The organism is Paenibacillus segetis (assembly GCF_014639155.1).
In the GTDB taxonomy this organism is placed as follows: Bacteria; Bacillota; Bacilli; order Paenibacillales; family Paenibacillaceae; genus Fontibacillus; species Fontibacillus segetis.
This window is the reverse complement of record NZ_BMFT01000001.1, coordinates 934994-953268: the sequence shown is the minus strand read 5'-3', so window position 1 is coordinate 953268 and position 18275 is coordinate 934994. Positions and strand designations below refer to the sequence as shown.

Sequence of the window (18275 nt, the reverse complement as noted above, 5' to 3'; positions counted from 1 at the left end):
CATCATCATGCATCAACTTCTAATTATTGACGATCAAACCGTACTAGCAGACGATTTAGCTGAAATGCTGCCATGGCATGAAATTGGAATCGACATCGTTCATAAAGCCTACTCTGGACGTGAAGCGCTTGAGCTGCTGTATGAGCATTCTATCTCCATTGTTGTTACGGATATCCGGATGCCTGGCATGTCAGGTTTGGAATTAATCTCGGAGATAAAACGCAATTGGAGACATATTAAGTGCATTCTGCTGACCGGTTATGATGATTTCGAATATACCAAACAGGCATTGCAGTTAAAATCGTATGATTATTTACTTAAGCCTGTTGAGGATCAGGAATTGATGGACTCCGTAAGCCGTGCTTTAAGTGATCTTGAGAAGGAGTGGCAAGAAATCTCTTCCACGCAAAAAGCAATGTATGCCTTGCGTGAACAACTACCAAAGCTTAGAGAGTACTTACTACTCGATCTAATTTCAGGGAAACAGGCCCCTGATTCCAATTCACTTGTAAAGAAACTTGACATGTATGAGGTGCAAATCAACAACGCTGATTCATTCCGAATGATGCTATTACGAATCGATAATTTCGATGGCTCGTACGATACTGCTGGAGAAGCGCTCATTGAATATGCTCTAACTAACATGGCTGCTGAATTGTTCGGTGATCGAATGACTCTTTGGCATTGCAAGGACTCTCATGGCATCATCGTCTGCATACTATCACTTTATTCTCCTTTACAAGAGACTCTTAACATTCCCCAAGAACACGAGGAAGAACTTGACGACTGGATCGAGAAACAAGCAATCCAGCTTCAACATGCTGCCAAAACATATCTAAAAATAGGTATCTCCGTACTGACGAGCAAAAGCGGACAATTTCCCCAAGACATTGGCTCTATGTACCAATCATCTTTGGGTGACTTTCGACATTTCATAGGGAATGATACCGAATTATTCGTTTCTCTTGCCAAGAAACGAGATCGTGGTGAGATGCAACAGTTAGGCGAGCTCTACCGTATGCCAACTCTCGCTTCCATGCTTGAGATCGGACAATGGGAAGCAGTCGACTTGAAACTTGCAGCAATCTTTCATGAATTGGAGGAGGAATGGTCTGGCTCCCAGGAACATATACTTGAAACCTATTTTGTGATAGCCTCCTCCATTGCTTCGCTAATTCACCGTTCAAAGAAATGGCTGGCTGACACGATCGGAGACGATTTCTACGCAGTAGCAAATGGACAACCATTACAAACGGTTGAAGATCTACGCAGCTGGACAGAACGTGTTATTGCCAGTTACCGTCGATCGGTCAGTGATGTCAAAACTGATTCCCGTTCAAACATTATCCGCAAGGTGCAAGAGTACATCGTAGCCAATATTGACACGGCCTCTTTACAAACCATATCATCCAATATCTATCTTAACCCCTCCTACCTCTCTAAGATTTACAAGCTAGAGACCGGAGAAGGGATCAGTGAATATATCCTAAGCGTCCGTATGGAGAAGGCTTCCACTTTACTATCGCAGTCGCCGGAGAAAATCTATGAAATATCTGTTATGCTAGGCTATCAAAAACCAAGTTACTTTATCCAACTATTCAAGAAGTATTATGGCGTAACTCCACAAGAATATCGAAATAAGTTGGGATTATAAGCTAATTTGGTTCCAGACGACACACACTCATATAAAAAGAAAGCTGACGCCTAGTAGCGCCAGCTTTCCTTTTATATGAGTGCATATGAGATTAGCCATTATTCTCGCTGGAACTGTTGTAACTTCTTCGCTCTGAACTCACCGGGAGAGATCCCTTCCAACTCTTTAAAAACTCGTGCAAACTGTTTGCTGTTCTCGAATCCAACCGCCTCTGAAACCTCAGCAACTTTACAGCGATTTTCAGTCAACAGCTCTTTCGCATGACGGATGCGTACTTTTTTCAAATATAAAACAAAGCTCTCGCCTATATATGCCTTAAATGCCTCACTGAAATAAGAATAATTCAAAGACACATGGTTGCTAACCATTGCCATATTAATAGGACGTTGGTAGTTAGCTTCAATATATTCCACGGCATCTTTTAAATCTGCATGCTCAGTATGGGCTGATCGTATCCCTAGAATAAAATCATTAACACTTATTAATAAATGCTCAAGCGCTCGATAATAATCGTGGAAATTAAGAAAATTATAAATACTACCTACTTGACGATATAGCTTAAGTACTTCTATAGAGGCTTCTCCATGAACTCGAAACACCTCATCTAGTACTTTCTCATTCATGCTTCGACTTACTGCCTCAAGATAAGATAGATCTAGTTCTTTTAAGTGCTCGATTTGAAATATAACAGCTAGTAAAAGCTTCATTTCCTTGTCTCGTTCTGTTCCCAGCATATTAAGCAACTTACGAAGCTCCTCATCAGGTGAAGGGAAGTTAAGACGCCCCTGCTTAACATCATTATATTCAATACAGTTAGCCCGAGAATACAGAAGGGTATATTGTAGCGCCCGACAGGCTTCCTTATAACAATCACGTATATCATACATACTCTGACCTTCACTGCTAACCCCTAGGGTTAGCCCAGTTAAACCCTTTTGTTCAGCACATTGTGAAAGTTCTATGAAACACTTCCTACTACTTCCGAACAATACTAATTTCCCATCCCAATCTATTATCACTTCTGTAAATTTCTTCTCAAGTGGCCCGGTAATACATTCAACAATAGATTGTAGTTCCCCCGACTTAACTCGCGTTCCATCACTACAATGATAATTCAATACACCTATAGTGAATGGTACCTCAAATCCCTTCAATTCATCCCTATGTTCAGGCTCCAGATGTATCTCATCCTGTATCAATAGGTCCTTCAAACGACTCGTACGAATCATTCTGAGCAGGGCTTCTGTTTCCTGTTCCGTCTTGTGGATGTTAGATTCTTTCTCTAATCTTTCCTTGTTAATTTCCTCTAGAATCTTAAACAATTCATCCCGACGAATCGGTTTGAGTAGATAATCCTTAACACGATAGCGGATTGCACTTTGGGCATAGTGGAAATCATCAAAACCACTTAATATTACAATTTCTGGTCCAATACCACTGCCCGTTTCGGAAGACAATTGCTCTAGAAACTCCATTCCATCCATTACTGGCATTCGGATATCTGTAATAATAATATCAACCGGATCCGATCGGAACAGGTTCAACGCTTCAGCACCATTTCCAGCCATGAAAATGGTATATTTCGAAGGGTACTCCCGCTCGATCATAATTTTGAGACCGTTACGGATATTCTTCTCATCATCTACAATTAGCAGTTTGGTCATCGTTGTTGTTCTCCTGTCAAAAGTACTCTTGGCAAGGTCATAGATACGGTTGTCCCTCTCCCAACCTCACTTCGTATTCTTAGGCCATATGCTTCCCCATAGAATAGTTTCAGGCGTTGATTTACATTTCGCAGCCCGATTCCACCAGCTCTAACGACACCACCGCGCGAACCAGAAAAGTCAGATGGTGGCGGTACCTCGGAATAGATGGACTCATTTAAAGTGGATAGCTTCAGCGGGTCAATTCCCGCACCGTTATCAGTAATCTCAATATAGATGTCTCCTTCAGCTTCCGAGATTTCAATCTGGATGATCCGATTCGTAAGCTCCTCTTCTCCTTCGGTCCATGCATGTTTGACACTATTCTCTACAATGGGTTGCAGTGACATTTTCAATACTTCTACTTCCAAATATGTCGATTCTATCTGGATCGCGAGCTCCACAGGATATTCAAAACGTATATTCATGACTTCGATGTAGTTCTCAATATGGCGAATTTCGTCTCGTAGCTTCACATACTCGCTGGACCATTTGAAATTGTAACGCATCATCCCACCGAGTGAGGTTAACGCATCGGAGATTGTCTGTTGATTCTCCATTTCCGCCAGCATTTTTATGTTCTCTAACGTGTTGTATAGAAAATGTGTATCTATTTGATTATGCAGGGTATGTAACTCGGCTTCCTTTGAGAGCACCTCTTTTTGAACTGCTTGCGCTACTAGTTTATTTATCGTGTTCATCAGCTTAGAGAAATGATGCGCCAGCTCACCGACCTCCCCCCCACCACGGATGGTTATCACTTTGTACGACTCGCCTCTCCGTACCTTCTTCATAGCATCGGTCAAACGCCGTAAATTTTGAAGTATAAATGCATTCATTACATAAGCAATCAGGGTTACTAACACAATAAAACCTATATTAAGCCCGATAATTAAATTGCGTGTACGTGAGATATCCTTCATTACATTTTCCATGGACACTACATTGAGCAGATTAGCATCCATCCCATCTAGAGGCGTATTGATGAGGAGAAAAGATTTACCATTTTCTTTGTAGTTAATATTCCATTCCCCTGTCTTTCGATATAACTGAAGGCGGTCCGTGATCGCTTGAGCCATTTCCCCGTTCTCGTGCAGGAATGAATAATCTGATCGTGTAAACAACTGGAACTTGTCATCAATCAGGAACATTTGCGACTGACCATCTCGTATTTTCGTATATGTCTTCGGCGTAAACCGATCCAACATCATATCCACCTGAATCATCCCGATATGATTACCTGCAGGAATATTGATCTCACGAAGCAAAGAGACCTTTGGTTTATTTACTGTGCTTTGGTCCACATAACGCTGCATAAGATCGGGATCACTCATTTGGAATGACCATAGTTCCGGCCCCATCAGATTCATCGCCTCTTGATACCAAGGTTCATTGATCACCCGCTCTTCACTGTAAAAGATCGGCCAAATTTCATGTACATACTTATTATTAGAATACACCTGTAAATGTTCAATATTAGGATTATTAAACTGAATCTGCATCATATTAATATAAGCATTCGTATTGAAATCAACTAACTCTCCGAGCTGAGGTTCGCTTTCATTCATCAAATAATTCTTAACTTCCTTGTTCGAATAAGCCATTTGCGCTGCCCGCTCCATTGCTTCAATCTGGGTATTAATATGCAACTTCTCCATTTGAAGCAAATAGTCGTTCTTGTCGATAGCATTTCGAATATAGGTGTTATTAATAGCTTTGTACGAATAAAAGGACACCGCCAAACAGGGTCCCAGAATAATAAAAATATATGCGGCGATTAGACGGCTCTGCAGTGAGCGGCGCCCCCACCAATAGGTGAACGAATCCCATATAGCTACTGTACGCTTGCTCGGTTCCACGCTGTAATGTCCACCTCGCTGTAATTCTATTTGATAGATAGCCCAAAAGCCCGCGGGTGGCGGGCGTTTTGAGAAAGCATATTTTATTCCATACCAAGCTTCTTCTTGTTCTTCTCATATTCAGCTTGTTGGTAAGCTTGGAACTTATCGAGACCTAGATCATTTTGTTTGTTAATATACTCGTTCCAAAGTTTATCAAATTCCGCATCAGAAGACGCCATCAACAGCTTAGGGAAGGTTTTGCCGCGTAGTTCTTTAATTTTTGAACCGATAATTCCTTCAGGAGAGTTGCCTAAAGGATCAATTTGATCGAACTCCGAGTTACTGTGCGCTTTTCCTCTCGTCCAGTCTTCAAGCTGTTTGAAAGGCTCTACTGATTTAGGTGCCCATTGATCCGTGATATTTGTGTTTTGCAGCATCCAGAAGGTAAAGGAAGAGCCATACTGCTTGTCGAACGCCGAACGGTCCTTATTCATCAACTCAAACACTTCCGGCTTAAATTGATCTTTTCCATCTATAGTGTCATAGCTAACGCCTTTTTCACCTAGGAACAGGTCTTTATTGCCTTCTTCACTGTTCAAGTAACTAAGGAACTTGATAGCACGTGCTTTGTCTTTTACATCTTTAGAAATGAGGGTTACTGTCCAGCCAGAAATACCAGGGCCGTTCAAGCGTGGTGCATCAAGGTTTGCGTTAGCTGGTCCGTCCACAGCGATATAAATTTTATTCGGATCTTGCTGATATAGTGTGCCAAGTTGTGCCGCAAAGTCAGTACGTTGGTACAACATAGCGAAATAGCGACCTTGAGTAATCTTTTCTTCCATTTGCGGACGTTTATCGATAAAGATATCCTTAGCAAGTAATCCATCCTGGTTAGCCTGACGAAGTGTCTTCATCCAGCGAATATATTCTGGATCCGTCTCACGGTTATATAGTTTACCATCTTTTTCACGCGGGATCGCTAGGAAGTTTTGAATATATCCTTCTAATGAATCGTTACCGGTTGCGGTAAATTCATGCAGACCAAGTGGAATCATTGGCTGACCATTGATTTCAGGGAACTTCTCTTTTGCTGCCTTCAGCGCATTCAGGAATCCTTCCGGAGTACGCATATCAGGGCTACCGATAGCTTCGTAGATATCCTTGCGGACAACGAAGGTTTGGTTCGAGACATAATTTTCTCCATATTTCTTATAATCGGCTGGAGAAGAGGAAGAGTTAGGATAAGCGTAAACATTGCCGTCATCTTGTGTATTCCAACCCAATTTGTCGGCATCAGATACTTTGAAGAAGTATGGATCATATTCTTCAGCCAACTTATTGAGCGGAAGTACAAGATCTCCTTCGATCATTTTCTTGACGGCATCTTCCCAAAATCCAAGTGTAATGAAGTCAGGCAACTTACCTGAAGCGATCAGGGTGTTCAACTTCTCATTTTCGTTACCTGCAGGAACGATGAAGTTAATATCAACGCCGGTTTTTTTGGTAATATATTGGGAGGTCGGATCAACGCCCCATTTATTTGGAAACCAAGCGAAATTCAGGTACCAATCAAATGTGATCGGCGAAGTGTCAGATTTCCAACCTGGCTCATCAGCCGACGGTGCTGCTGCAGTTGGCTCTGCATTAGCTGCCGTATTTGATGACTTTCCATCGTTTGCCTTTCCTTCGTTAGTCTTGCTATTCCCGCCGCATGCAGCTAATGACAATACCATGATTACTGCCAATAACATCATCAATGTCTTCATCGGCTTGCTGTTTCTACCCATTCTTCTTACCCCTCTTCTTAGAATGATTAATATATAAGTTATAACTCCAGGACCGCCTTATACGGCTGGAGGAGCTACCTTGATCTGCATAACAACCTATTTTCCAAATCAACCCTTGATCGATCCAATCATCATTCCTTTGACAAAATATCGTTGCAGGAACGGATATACGAATACAATTGGGAGCGTTGTGACCACCATAGTGGCCAGCTTGATCGACTGTGATGTTACTGTTCTGTTAATGGCACTACCCTGAACAGCAACCATCATCTGATTGGAACTAGACTGCGCCACAACACGGAACAGATAGGTTTGAATTGGTTGCAGATTCTCATTGTTGATGTAAATCATACCTGTAAAATAATCATTCCATTGAAATACGCCGTGGAACAACGCAATGGTAGCTATAACAGGCATTGACACGGGTAGCACGACTCTTAGAAAGATAGACCAATCATTTGCGCCATCGATCCGAGCCGCCTCCTCCAAACCCTCAGGGATTTCACGGAAGAAGGTCATGAATATGATGAGGTCGAAAAAGCTAAACATAAACGGAATAATGTATACCAGGAAATTATCTAGCATATGCAAATTTCTAATGAGTAGAAAGCCTGGAATGAGCCCTCCACTAAAGATCATAGTGATTGTACCTAGTAAAATGTAAAATTTACCGCCGATTAGTCCTTTACGAGAATAAGCATAGGCTACCATTGCTGTAAATAATACATGGGCAACCGTACCGATTGCTGTCTTGGCAACTGTAATCCACATGGCTTGCATAATGCCGGGACTAGCGAAGACCGCCTTAAAGTTCTCCAAGGTAAACATTCGTGGCCACCAATAGATTCCTCCTAGCATTGCGTCGTTACCATTATTAAAGGCGTTAACCAGTACGTACCAGATCGGGTATAGAGTTAAGAAACAAATGCATAACATACCGAAATTGTTGATGATATCAAATATAGCTTCTCCCTTTGTTTTGCGCTTTATAGCAAACATGTATAGGTCCCCCTTATCCTAAAACAGCGATGTGTCATTAATTTTTTGAGATACTTTGTTAGCAATAAGCAGCAAAATAAGGGTGATAACTGATTTGATCAGACCAACAGCGGCAGAATAAGAGAACCGGCCTGATAGAATACCTGTTTGGTAGACATAGTAGTCAATGACATTACTAGCACTATCATTTAATGAGTTACGTAGCACCAGAATCTGATCGAAATTAGAACTCAATACACCACTGACTGCGAGAATAAAGAGAATGCTAATGGTAGATTTGATCGCTGGTAGGGTAACATACCACATTTTCTGAAACCGTCCTGCACCGTCAATCGTTGCCGCTTCATACATATCTGGTGATACCCCAGATATCGCAGCCAGATAGATGATCGCAGACCAACCAAGTTCCTTCCAAATATCCGAGGATATAATGATGGTCCAGAAGTACTTTGGTTCGGCTAGATAGGAAATCGGCTCATCGATGAGATGAAGCGCTTGCAGGATGTGGTTGATAATACCTACATCAGCAAGCCATGTAGCCAATATCCCACCAAGTACTACCCATGAGAGAAAGTGTGGTAAGTACGAAATCGTCTGAATCGCCTTTTTGTACCTTACGGAACGAACTTCATTAAGAAAAAGTGCGAATATGATCGGCAGTGGAAAACCGATACACAGCTTAATCAAACTGATACCTAGCGTATTTCTAATCACATTTGGAAGATTGTCGTCTTGCAGAAACTCCTTAAAGTGAGTAAGTCCCACCCACGGTGCTTCCGAAATGGCTTTGACAATATTGAATTCCTTAAAAGCAATGATAATTCCATACATCGGAATGTAATTGAAAATTATCATCCAAGCTACACCTAGTAGTGCCATCACTTGCAAATGTCGTTGGGCAATAAATCTTCTCCAGAGTGAACGACGTGAGGAGGATTTTACGTTCATAGGCAGCATTGGTGTTAAACTCGTCCCCACTTCGGGGCTTCTTTTGTTTTCCATCGTATGGACCTCCATGCTCTTTCTGTCAGCTCATAAAAGCGTATACATCATCTATACATTTATTGTATGAGCTTTCACCTACGCCCGTAAGGCTTCATATTTCGTATGGTAGGCACCATTTTTCGGGTCACGCTCTACATACGACCGTGACCCATAATGCCAAACTCCTCCTCACTGCCATTTACCCTAACAATTTACTCCAGTTCAGCTTCGATTGAAGCAATCTCTCCACGACGTAGAGCTTCAGCAGCTTCACCACGTAGCAGCCCTCCAGAACTTCCTACTGCCGTTCCATCACGGTATACAAGCTTCAGGCTCCGAATTACTGCTCCTTCTGCTCCGAAGGTATCGACTCGCCGCGGGTTATGATACGTCACTTCAGTACCACCAAGGAAGGTAAATGAGACTTTTCCTTGTTCATCAAATAACCAACCAGGTAGAATCGGCGCCAAGGATAACGTTAACTCTTCGTCCACTACAGTGAACACCGATTTTCCAGCCATCATCGTTCTCCACATACTGAGGAATTCCGCAGTTGACCCGCTGAGTCTAGCGACAAAACCTCTTCCGTGAGTCCCAGGATCCGGATTGCCCCCGGTAGCAATAAACGAAGAATTCTCTAAAGTACTACGTCCATAAACAGCTGGGTCAAGGAATGGAACGAGTGAAGTCTTCATCTCTCCGTAAAATTCTTCATAGAGCCCTGATTTCAACAACTCAAGTAAATATTTGTAGGACATATGCAGGAAGTTCGATTCCCGTTCTAGCCAACCTGGTGTGAAAGCGCGCATCCGTCCGATTTCAGGTGACTCTCCTTCGAGACTGCTGGACGTTTGATACATTGACGTTGTGGGATCGTAGAGCCCCGTCGTTTTGATCGTGTTGTAAATCTTCTTCGCCTGTACAGGATCTTTTAACGTCTTCAACCAACGAGTTGGTCCTTCCAGGAAATAAGGTAATGCAAAGACTTCAAACTCTTCTACGATAGCTTTCGGCAGACCATAGCCACTGATCACTGGATGACCAGCTGCATCAGTCACTGGCTGGAAGCGTGTTGCTTCAAAGCGAAAATAAGTAGGAGCAATTCCGTTGCCCAGCTCTACCGCTTTCTTTATTCCTTCATCGATTTTGACAAGGAACTGGGAGAATGCCTCGCGGATATACGCTAGTGTCACCTCAGATTGATTCCCTGTGATGCCAAAACGAATACTTGCGCGATAGCCCTCCCTCGCAGAAGCCACCATATCCCAGTAACGGAACTGTGCAAGATCACCTGCTAATGCTGAGGTTACATGGTCGTATACTTGATTTAGCAACTGCACCATTTCCTCAGGCAGCTTCACAGTCGCATCTTCGGTTTCTGAATCTTTTAGAGCTTCTAACAAGAAGACAACCATCCGCTTCAATTCGAAAGTCTCGCTCATTCCGGAACCAAATAATCCTGGCAAGCCGTTCATAGCATCGTTCCAGCCCGGCTTGTTCCCTTCCATCTCAACACCCATACCGTAAGGATCCAAGGTAGCAAACTTGTTCAACGCTAACGACACCATTTTCACGAACAGATTACTGTAATAAATACTGCCATAGCCACCTTCAGTACGAAGCCATTCTGTATTTCCTGCTTTCCGGTTCAACTTGTGCAGCTTCTCTTCATCTTCCAAGAGCGCACCATATTGCCGTACCTTGCCTTGGCTAATAACATATTTCTCACTGCGAGGCAAAACATATGCCGGACTATCATAGAAGGCATATGTCTCATCTCCAAAGAGAAGCTCATGCTTCTTGTCAGGGAATATTTCCAGATAACCCTCAACCAGATCCATATTGTACGTCCAGTGGTCAGACCAGAACCCTTCACCAAAGGTCGCTTCAATGTTCTGCTTAGACAAGGACAATACGCCAGACAAAAATTCCTGTTCGCTCATTTGAAGTGTGACATCATGATCAGCGATGTAGTTGATCAACCCACCAGCCGTAAAGCGTCTGCTGCATAACTTCGCAAGTTCATCGTGATGATCTACAGCCCCTTCAGTAATCCAGTTCTTCAACTTGTCCTTATGCTCTGGCATAACCTCAAAGCTTGTTCCTTGTACACTCAGCGGATTATATCCGTCAGCTTGAATCAAGCTATAAAACATTTTGATATTGAAACTGCCAACTTTCGGGTTAAAAAACACATCATTCCGTCGATTCTGATTCATATCACGGAAATTCCCGTTGCCCTGAGAATAGTATTCTGGAGCTAGTGAGAAGAAGTTATAGTCTCGCTCCAAGTCGCCATGCTTACGAGAATACAAGTGAACAACATATCCGTCTCCCCCGTTATCAAAAATGAACGGGTATCCTCCACGGAGGAAATTATCGAGATAGGACTGCTTACAGTAAGCATCAAATATTTCTGATGAGGTGTGAGTGGCAATGTCTGCTGTCAACTCCTCCGTCAGGTCTGCAGCTTCCTGAGCCTTGAGAGTTATATATTCATCACGGCATACAGCCTCTGATTTCTTATTGATTTTGTCGATGTCGTTGACATGCCCGATCAACGTATTCACGATTAATTCTTTACCCGGAGCTAGGTTTCTTGCTACACCGCTAAATCCGCAAGGTACTTTATTCACTGGATATTGCGGCAGCTCTGCGAGATCAGCAAGCGTTGTCTCAGCAAATCGATCAGGGTAGACAAGGGATGTGTTACCTCCAAAAACCACCTCAAAATCGACGATCGGTGAGATTTTTTCACCCTCGCCTGTAAATGATAGATAGAAATGACCGTTAGTAATTTCACTAACCTCCGCCTCGTCACTTGTACTTGAACGTAACTTGTAGAACGGAATGCCATTTTCGACATTGTATACATCCATCCAGCTGCGCAAAAGATTACCGATATCCTTGTAGCCACTATTCTCTACCCCGTAAGGTAGAATCTCTGGTAGGCCATCCAGCAGTTCCAGATCGATCTCTTTGTCACCGATATTCTCAATCTTCACCCGACGAACGAGAGCTGCATAATCCTCATTCGGCAAAATGAAATAGTGAACTGTCGTCTTCAAACCATGTACAGCATGACTTTCTTCAATCGTAAGCCCGTTCGGTAGAATCGTCATGATCCGCTTAGCCGCCTGATCAGGACGCGCGGATTGAAAAGGTTCATAGATTTCCTGTTCACCCTTGATCTTAATAAAAGTCCGAAAACCCGTTTCTGCTACATTTTTATAAGAAATGTTAGCCGGTGAGAATTCCATGATCGGAGAATTCTTATCGCGAACACCGAAACTAGCAATCCCCTGACCTCGGTTTACATAAAAGGACCACATCGGTATGCCTTTTAGACCAGCGAGCCCTGGAAGAAAGCTTGAGAATGGCTTCCCTTTGTCAAATTGTTCAATCACAAACTTGCCCGATTCAAAATAATAGTTACTCATGTCAATTCCTCCTCATGTTGTTTTATTCAGAAATAAGATGCGTTACGATAGAATGCGCTGTCAGCTGGCAGGAAGCAATTTGTTCTCCCAAGCCTAGAGTGACACTGCGATCTTCCTCACTTTCATTCATCAGTACAACAGCAATACTTCCGTCTGGATTCCGGAATGCAGTGGACAGAATGCCTGAATTTTCGGATTCTAAGCCGATACGTACTGCACCGGGAGCAATAAATTTACTGAAATGACCAATATAATAGTAAGAGCTATTGTAATGAACCTCATCCGTAGTCGTGTCTGCAATAATCGGTGCATCGCATAGATTACCTACATGATTTGGACCTCCTGTCTCATCGAGTACAAGATTCCAATCCAGATAACCTTCCGTCCATTGATTCAGATCGCCTATCATATTTCGTCCGTAGCGTTCACCTGTAAACCATTCGCCCAGCTTCACGCCGCCTTCTTGACAGCCCTCAGTGAACAACAAATGCTTATCAGGGAAGAGGTCATGAACCTTACCTACATTCTCAAAATCCTCGCTGACATACCAGTGAATGCCCGTCCCCCAAACATATTTCGCTGCCTCAGGATCAGATAACACGACCGATGCGCGTTCCACCATAATATCGCGGTTGTGATCCCAGATGATGATGTTCACATCTTCCAGGCCTGCTTGGTGCATCACTGGACCGAGATGATTCTTCACAAAATCGCGTTCTTCTTCTGCGCTGTATATACAAGAGTCCCATGTCTGAACTGCGGCTGGCTCATTCTGAACCGAAACTGCCCAGATTGGTATTCCTTCCTTACGGTATGCTTCAATGAACTTGGTGTAATAACGTGCCCAGACATCCCCATATTCTGGTCTTAGTGATCCACCATTATTCATCTCACCGTTGGTCTTCATCCATGCAGGAGGGCTCCACGGAGAAGCCAGCATCGTCAATTCTCCACCTCTTACTTTCATGGCGTCCTTAATAAGTGGCATCACCCACTTATACTCATGAGAAATATCAAATGTAGCTAATTCCGTATCGTTGTCTTCAACATAGGAATAGTTTCCTAAGGAAAAATCGCAGCTATGAATATGCACGCGCCCCATGCTGTAACCGAGTCCCTCTACAGGGTGAAAATAACGATGAATGACCTCCGCTCGTTTCGCTGGGCTCATTCGCGACAACGTATACGCCGCAGATTCAGTGAATGCGCCTCCAAAACCAATCATAGTCTGATACCCTCGCTCTGGTCTCAGTTCTACATCAGCTGGATTATTCCCATCCCTTACCTTAAATACAATTCCGTTCTTTGGACTTAATCGTTCGTCCGTGTTCTTAGCAGTTACTACGGTTTGTACTGTTGGCATTTCAAATTCATCTCCTTAAGATTGATTGGAACATCACTTTGGGGCGCATTCAATTTGCTCAAACTACACAGCCACTCACACAAGGAATCGTTCTAGTTGAAACAATCGAAACCGGTTTCGATTGTTTCAAAAAAAAACTACAAACTAAGCGCATTGTTCAAAAAATGAGGAATATTCATGATATCCCTCTCGCCGGAGGCGCACAGGAATCCCTTTCAACTACTTCTACAGGGAGCACCAATGCTTCAATGTCATCTCGATCTCTATCGATGGTGGCAAAGAGAATGTCTGCTGCACGACTTCCTAATAAAGCCGTGTCCTGCCGTATTGTCGTTAAAGCGGGTGTAACATACTTTGCGAGGTCGATATCATCAAATCCTAAGACAGAGATATCATTTGGAACGGAAAGTCCACTGTCTTTAGCTGCCATAATAGCACCTAATGCTAGCAAGTCACCTGACGCAAATATTGCTGTCGGCCGTTCCGGCAATTGAAGCAGCTCCATCATTGCTCCATAGCCACTCTCAAGAGAGTAATATGCACCTTCAACGACATAAGAGTCCCTTATTTCAAGTCCTCGTTGCTTCATTGCTGCCTCATACCCCAGTTGACGCATCATTCCTGGATACGTGTTCATACCTCCAGAAATGTGAGCAATCTTACTGTGACCGAGGGATTCCAGATATTCTATCGCCAAGAGTGCACCTGCTGTGTTGTCAGAACACACCGTATGCGATTGGGTTGTCTCATAGTCCAAAATGACGGTAGGAATATCACTGTCCAGAAGTTCCTGGAAGTAAGGATCTCCATAATCCGATAAAAAGACTACGACACCATCAACACCACGGATTTTGCAATTTTCCAAATATCCGCTCTGTTTACCCGCTACATCCTTGGAGATAAACATCAAAGCATAACCTTTGGCAACAGCAACCTGTTTGAAGCTCTCAATGACGGCACTGAAAAAAGGGTGTCTGATTCCGACTCCCGTACTCTCAATGAACAACACACCGATGGTCCACGATTTCTTAGTGGTTAGCGTACGCGCATGAGCATTGGGTACATATCCCATTTCTCTGGCTGTTCTGAATATCTCTTGGCGGGTCTTCTCACGTACATCGGAATAGTTATTGAACGCCTTGGACACAGTTGTAGGTGAGTAACCGGTTTTTTTAGCAATATCATATATAGTTATCAATCCGGCTCCCCCTTGCCCTTAAAATGAAGACCATTTTGTCCACTGTAATTTTAACCTCTTTCTACAAACCAGTCCAGCTAAAAATATAACTTATCGTCTTCAATCGATACTACCCGTGACAATTTATATGATATGAATTTAATTCTTAATATTTCTTAAGAAAAAGATAAGCTTTCCTTCACTTATATAGATCATTATTGTTAATAATTTTCCTTTTAAATAGAGATATACCTGATTTGAAAGGAAGAAAGCAAACATGACTACGATCAAAAAGGAAAGAGTTCCTGAGCTCAATATCGTCAGAGCTATTTGTATTCTAGGGGTAATTACAGTTCATGCTACTTCGTATGCAACAGTACAATTAACAGGCTCTGGTTATTTTATTCTTTATAATTTCTTTAATATCTTTATGAAATTCGGGACCCCAACTTTTATCGCGATGAGCGCTTTTGTTCTCTTCTACAACTATAGTGACCGGCCATTAAATAGAGAGCTAATCGTAGGATTTTATAAAAAAAGATTGCTGTACATTCTGCTCCCCTACTTCCTATTCTCATTGTTTTATTTTTCGCTCACTCAAGTGATAGCGGGTTCTACGCTTAATGCTGAGATGATCTCAAACTTTATAAATAAACTACTCACAGGAAAGGCATATACCCATCTCTATTTTGTGTTCATCAATGTGCAGTTCTATCTGCTGTTTCCTTTCCTATTGCTATTGTTCAAGCGTTACCCAAAATCAAGAAAATGGGCCATTGTAGCAGGGATCGTCATCCAATGGTTATTTATACTGGGCAACAAATATCAGTTCCATGTAACAAGTAGAGGTAGCTGGTGCTTCACTTATTTCTCTTATTACATGTTAGGCGCATGGTTAGGCATGTACTATCCAATGATCAAAGAGAAGTTCAATAACATGATTTCGAAAAATGGCGTGAGAGAAACAGGCGTTGGAATGCTATTACGAGGAATATGGGCAGTGTGGCTATGTTCAGGAGTTTCTCACTCCATTTTGTGGTACCAAAGTCGGCTCTATGGACATTCCTTTAATTCGCTCGCATATGACCTGCTCTACAGTATTTTTGCGTTCACAAGTCTTCCCGTCCTCATGCATGCTGCTAGTATGTTACTTCGTAAGAACAAGTTATCACTGTTATGCCGCCCGTTAAATCGACTCGGCTCACTCTCGTTTGGTGTATATCTGATTCATCCTTTTTTTCTACTACTATACCGGCAGTTATCTCCGGCGATAAGCACTGCTTGGGTTCTGCACCTATGGTATATCGGCGGATTCATCGTGGCATTAGGCTGTTCCTGGATTGTGGTCGGGTTAGCAGCACGCTATTTGCCTTATGCATGGATGATTTTCGGAAATTTACCAAAACTAAAAAAGAAGCTAATCACAAATAACAGCTCAGCTTATATAGCAAGAAAGGAAATTTAATGAATGGACAACGGTACGCTGCTCCTAGTAGACGATGAAGCCGAAATTGTTAAACTGATGCAAATCTATCTTGAGAACGAAGGTTATCGACTGTTAACTGCCCGTGATGGACTTGAAGCGCTTGAAATTGTTAGCAAAGAAACCATCGATCTCATGGTACTTGATATTATGATGCCCAATATGGATGGCATAGAAGCCTGCATCAAGATTAGAGAAACTCAAAAATTCCCAATTATTATGCTATCAGCCAAAGGACAAGAACTTGATAAAATCACTGGACTTAGTGTAGGAGCTGACGATTATGTGACCAAGCCTTTTAGTCCCCTGGAGCTTGTAGCGCGAATTAAATCACAACTTCGCAGAACACGAAATTATATGGGAGATCTAGCTGCAAAACAGGATGAAATCCTGATTGATGGACTGTTAATCAATTCCGCAACACATGAGGTTAGCGTGGATGGACAGCAGGTTAAATTAACTCCTAGAGAATTTGCTATTTTGGAGTTTCTTGCCCGAAATGCGGGTCAAGTGATAAGTATGGAGCAGATCTATGCCAAGGTTTGGAAAGAACAATTTCTCGAGAGTAACAACACACTTATGGTTCACATACGTAAGATTCGCGAAAAAATCGAAGCTAACCCAAGAAAACCGAGGTATTTGAAGACAGTCTGGGGAGTCGGGTACAAAATTGATAAAGAGGGATAAAGAGAAGCCATGTTGAATAACAGACGTTTCAATACACTATCTTGGAAAATGGCATGGTTCAGTCTCGCAAGCCTAGGGTTCACCGCCCTAGTTCTTATGATCGGCTATTATTTCACATCGATGCTCCTATGGCTCAATCCTTCGCAGTCTTTTTGGGGAGTGACGTTAATCCGCTGGGTCATCAACAATATCGGCTCGACTCCAATCATGATCATTGTTGGCGTGCCTTTATTTATTCTCTTCACTCTGATCATATCCCGTGATACCATGAGTGATCTGCATAGCATCTCTACTGGTGTGCAGACGATATCAGACGGGAATCTATCCTATCATATCCCCGTTTCGCGTACAGATGAACTGGGGACATTGGCAGTAAATATAAATGCAATGGCCGACAAGCTAGAGTCAGCATTACAGGAGGAACGGGCGGCAGCTAAAGCAAAAAACGAGCTTATCACCGGAGTTTCCCACGACCTCCGAACGCCGCTTACGTCTGTGCTTGGATTTCTTGAGTATATAGAGCAAGACCGCTATGATAACGAGATCGAGCTACGTTATTATGTGAATATTGCTTATGAAAAATCGCTGACACTAAAAAAACTAATTGATGATCTATTCGAGTATACAAGGGTATCCGGTAGCGAATTACCACTTGATCTTCAGCCAGTTGATCTGGGAAAACTACTCGAACAACTCGCAGAGGAGTTTGTCCCCGTTCTGGAGCAAGCCGATATGTCGTATCGAATCCATATTAACGAGGGGTCTTTGTTAGTACAAGGGGATGCGGACGAGCTGGTTCGGTTATATGAGAACTTGTTCACCAATGCCGTTAGGTACGGCAAGGAAGGTAAGATTCTAGACATTTCCGTATATAGGAAAGACGATAGAGTAGTTGCCACTTGCACAAACTATGGTCCCCCCATACCGGCTGAAAACATCCCTCATCTATTCAAACGTTTTTACCGGGTGGACCCATCACGTTCACGGGAAACTGGCGGTACAGGACTCGGCCTGGCCATTGCCAAGAGCATTACGGAGCTTCATAAAGGGAGTATTACAGCCAAAAGTTCACGGAAAAAGACAGAATTCGAGACTTCCTTTCCAGCTATAGCTGAATAGATACACGATAAAAAAAGCCAACCTATCAACTCAGGTTG

Annotated in this window: 12 protein-coding genes; 4 read left to right on the top strand and 8 right to left on the bottom strand. The window is 42.8% G+C overall.

Translation table 11 applies throughout. From position 1 onward, the window contains the following. The first annotated feature begins 7 nt into the window (after positions 1-7). Positions 8-1654 carry a response regulator transcription factor gene (locus IEW05_RS04090; protein ID WP_188536085.1) on the top strand — a complete coding sequence of 549 codons (1647 nt, stop codon included), beginning with the start codon at positions 8-10 and terminating at the stop codon, positions 1652-1654. Between the two features lie 98 nt (positions 1655-1752). Here IEW05_RS04090 and IEW05_RS04085 read toward each other — a convergent pair whose 3' ends face one another. From IEW05_RS04085 to IEW05_RS04050, 8 genes are all read right to left on the bottom strand, one after another. Continuing rightward, a complete protein-coding gene (locus IEW05_RS04085) occupies positions 1753-3318 on the bottom strand; it encodes a response regulator transcription factor (protein ID WP_188536084.1) in 1566 nt (521 codons plus the stop codon). Continuing rightward, positions 3315-5216, bottom strand: a complete 1902-nt coding sequence (locus tag IEW05_RS04080; RefSeq protein WP_188536083.1) for a cache domain-containing sensor histidine kinase — start codon at positions 5214-5216, stop codon at positions 3315-3317. The genes IEW05_RS04085 and IEW05_RS04080 overlap by 4 nt, the downstream gene beginning before the upstream one ends. Positions 5217-5299: 83 nt before the next feature. After that, on the bottom strand, positions 5300-6985 hold the full coding sequence (locus IEW05_RS04075) for a type 2 periplasmic-binding domain-containing protein (RefSeq protein WP_188536082.1): 1686 nt from the start codon (positions 6983-6985) through the stop codon (positions 5300-5302). A 108-nt stretch (positions 6986-7093) separates the two neighbouring features. Then, positions 7094-7984, bottom strand: coding sequence for a carbohydrate ABC transporter permease (locus IEW05_RS04070; RefSeq protein ID WP_188536081.1), 891 nt, complete (start codon positions 7982-7984; stop codon positions 7094-7096). 18 nt (positions 7985-8002) lie between these two features. Next, positions 8003-8941, bottom strand: coding sequence for an ABC transporter permease (locus IEW05_RS04065; protein WP_229753412.1), 939 nt, complete (start codon positions 8939-8941; stop codon positions 8003-8005). A 239-nt stretch (positions 8942-9180) separates the two neighbouring features. Beyond that, positions 9181-12408, bottom strand: coding sequence for a cellobiose phosphorylase (locus tag IEW05_RS04060; protein ID WP_188536079.1), 3228 nt, complete (start codon positions 12406-12408; stop codon positions 9181-9183). Positions 12409-12430: 22 nt separating this feature from the next. After that, entirely contained in the window at positions 12431-13771 is a 1341-nt protein-coding gene (locus IEW05_RS04055) for a glycoside hydrolase family 30 protein (protein ID WP_188536078.1), read from the bottom strand. A gap of 175 nt (positions 13772-13946) precedes the next feature. Continuing rightward, the gene (locus tag IEW05_RS04050; RefSeq protein WP_188536076.1) at positions 13947-14969 is read right to left on the bottom strand and encodes a LacI family DNA-binding transcriptional regulator; all 1023 of its coding nucleotides are present in this window, start codon (positions 14967-14969) and stop codon (positions 13947-13949) included. A gap of 256 nt (positions 14970-15225) precedes the next feature. On the opposite strand from IEW05_RS04050, the gene IEW05_RS04045 reads away from it, so the two are divergent. Genes IEW05_RS04045 through IEW05_RS04035 form a run of 3 tightly spaced genes read left to right on the top strand, consistent with a single transcriptional unit; the run spans position 15226 to position 18237 of the window. Continuing rightward, positions 15226-16413: an acyltransferase gene (locus tag IEW05_RS04045; protein WP_188536073.1), complete on the top strand. Its 1188-nt coding sequence runs from the start codon at positions 15226-15228 to the stop codon at positions 16411-16413. 3 nt (positions 16414-16416) lie between these two features. Then, complete coding sequence (locus IEW05_RS04040) at positions 16417-17118, top strand: response regulator transcription factor (protein ID WP_188536071.1); 702 nt, start codon at positions 16417-16419, stop codon at positions 17116-17118. 12 nt (positions 17119-17130) lie between these two features. Continuing rightward, complete coding sequence (locus IEW05_RS04035; RefSeq protein ID WP_188540716.1) at positions 17131-18237, top strand: sensor histidine kinase; 1107 nt, start codon at positions 17131-17133, stop codon at positions 18235-18237. Positions 18238-18275: the final 38 nt, after the last annotated feature.

Bases quoted from the DNA above. Each gene is read 5' to 3' on its own strand.
- IEW05_RS04060 (WP_188536079.1), bottom strand. From the start codon at position 12,408: ATGAGTAACTATTATTTTGAATCGGGCAAGTTTGTGATTGAACAATTT.
- IEW05_RS04085 (WP_188536084.1), bottom strand. From the start codon at position 3,318: ATGACCAAACTGCTAATTGTAGATGATGAGAAGAATATCCGTAACGGT.
- IEW05_RS04090 (WP_188536085.1), top strand. From the start codon at position 8: ATGCATCAACTTCTAATTATTGACGATCAAACCGTACTAGCAGACGAT.
- IEW05_RS04040 (WP_188536071.1), top strand. From the start codon at position 16,417: ATGGACAACGGTACGCTGCTCCTAGTAGACGATGAAGCCGAAATTGTT.
- IEW05_RS04075 (WP_188536082.1), bottom strand. From the start codon at position 6,985: ATGGGTAGAAACAGCAAGCCGATGAAGACATTGATGATGTTATTGGCA.
- IEW05_RS04045 (WP_188536073.1), top strand. From the start codon at position 15,226: ATGACTACGATCAAAAAGGAAAGAGTTCCTGAGCTCAATATCGTCAGA.
- IEW05_RS04070 (WP_188536081.1), bottom strand. From the start codon at position 7,984: ATGTTTGCTATAAAGCGCAAAACAAAGGGAGAAGCTATATTTGATATC.
- IEW05_RS04055 (WP_188536078.1), bottom strand. From the start codon at position 13,771: ATGCCAACAGTACAAACCGTAGTAACTGCTAAGAACACGGACGAACGA.
- IEW05_RS04065 (WP_229753412.1), bottom strand. From the start codon at position 8,941: ATGCTGCCTATGAACGTAAAATCCTCCTCACGTCGTTCACTCTGGAGA.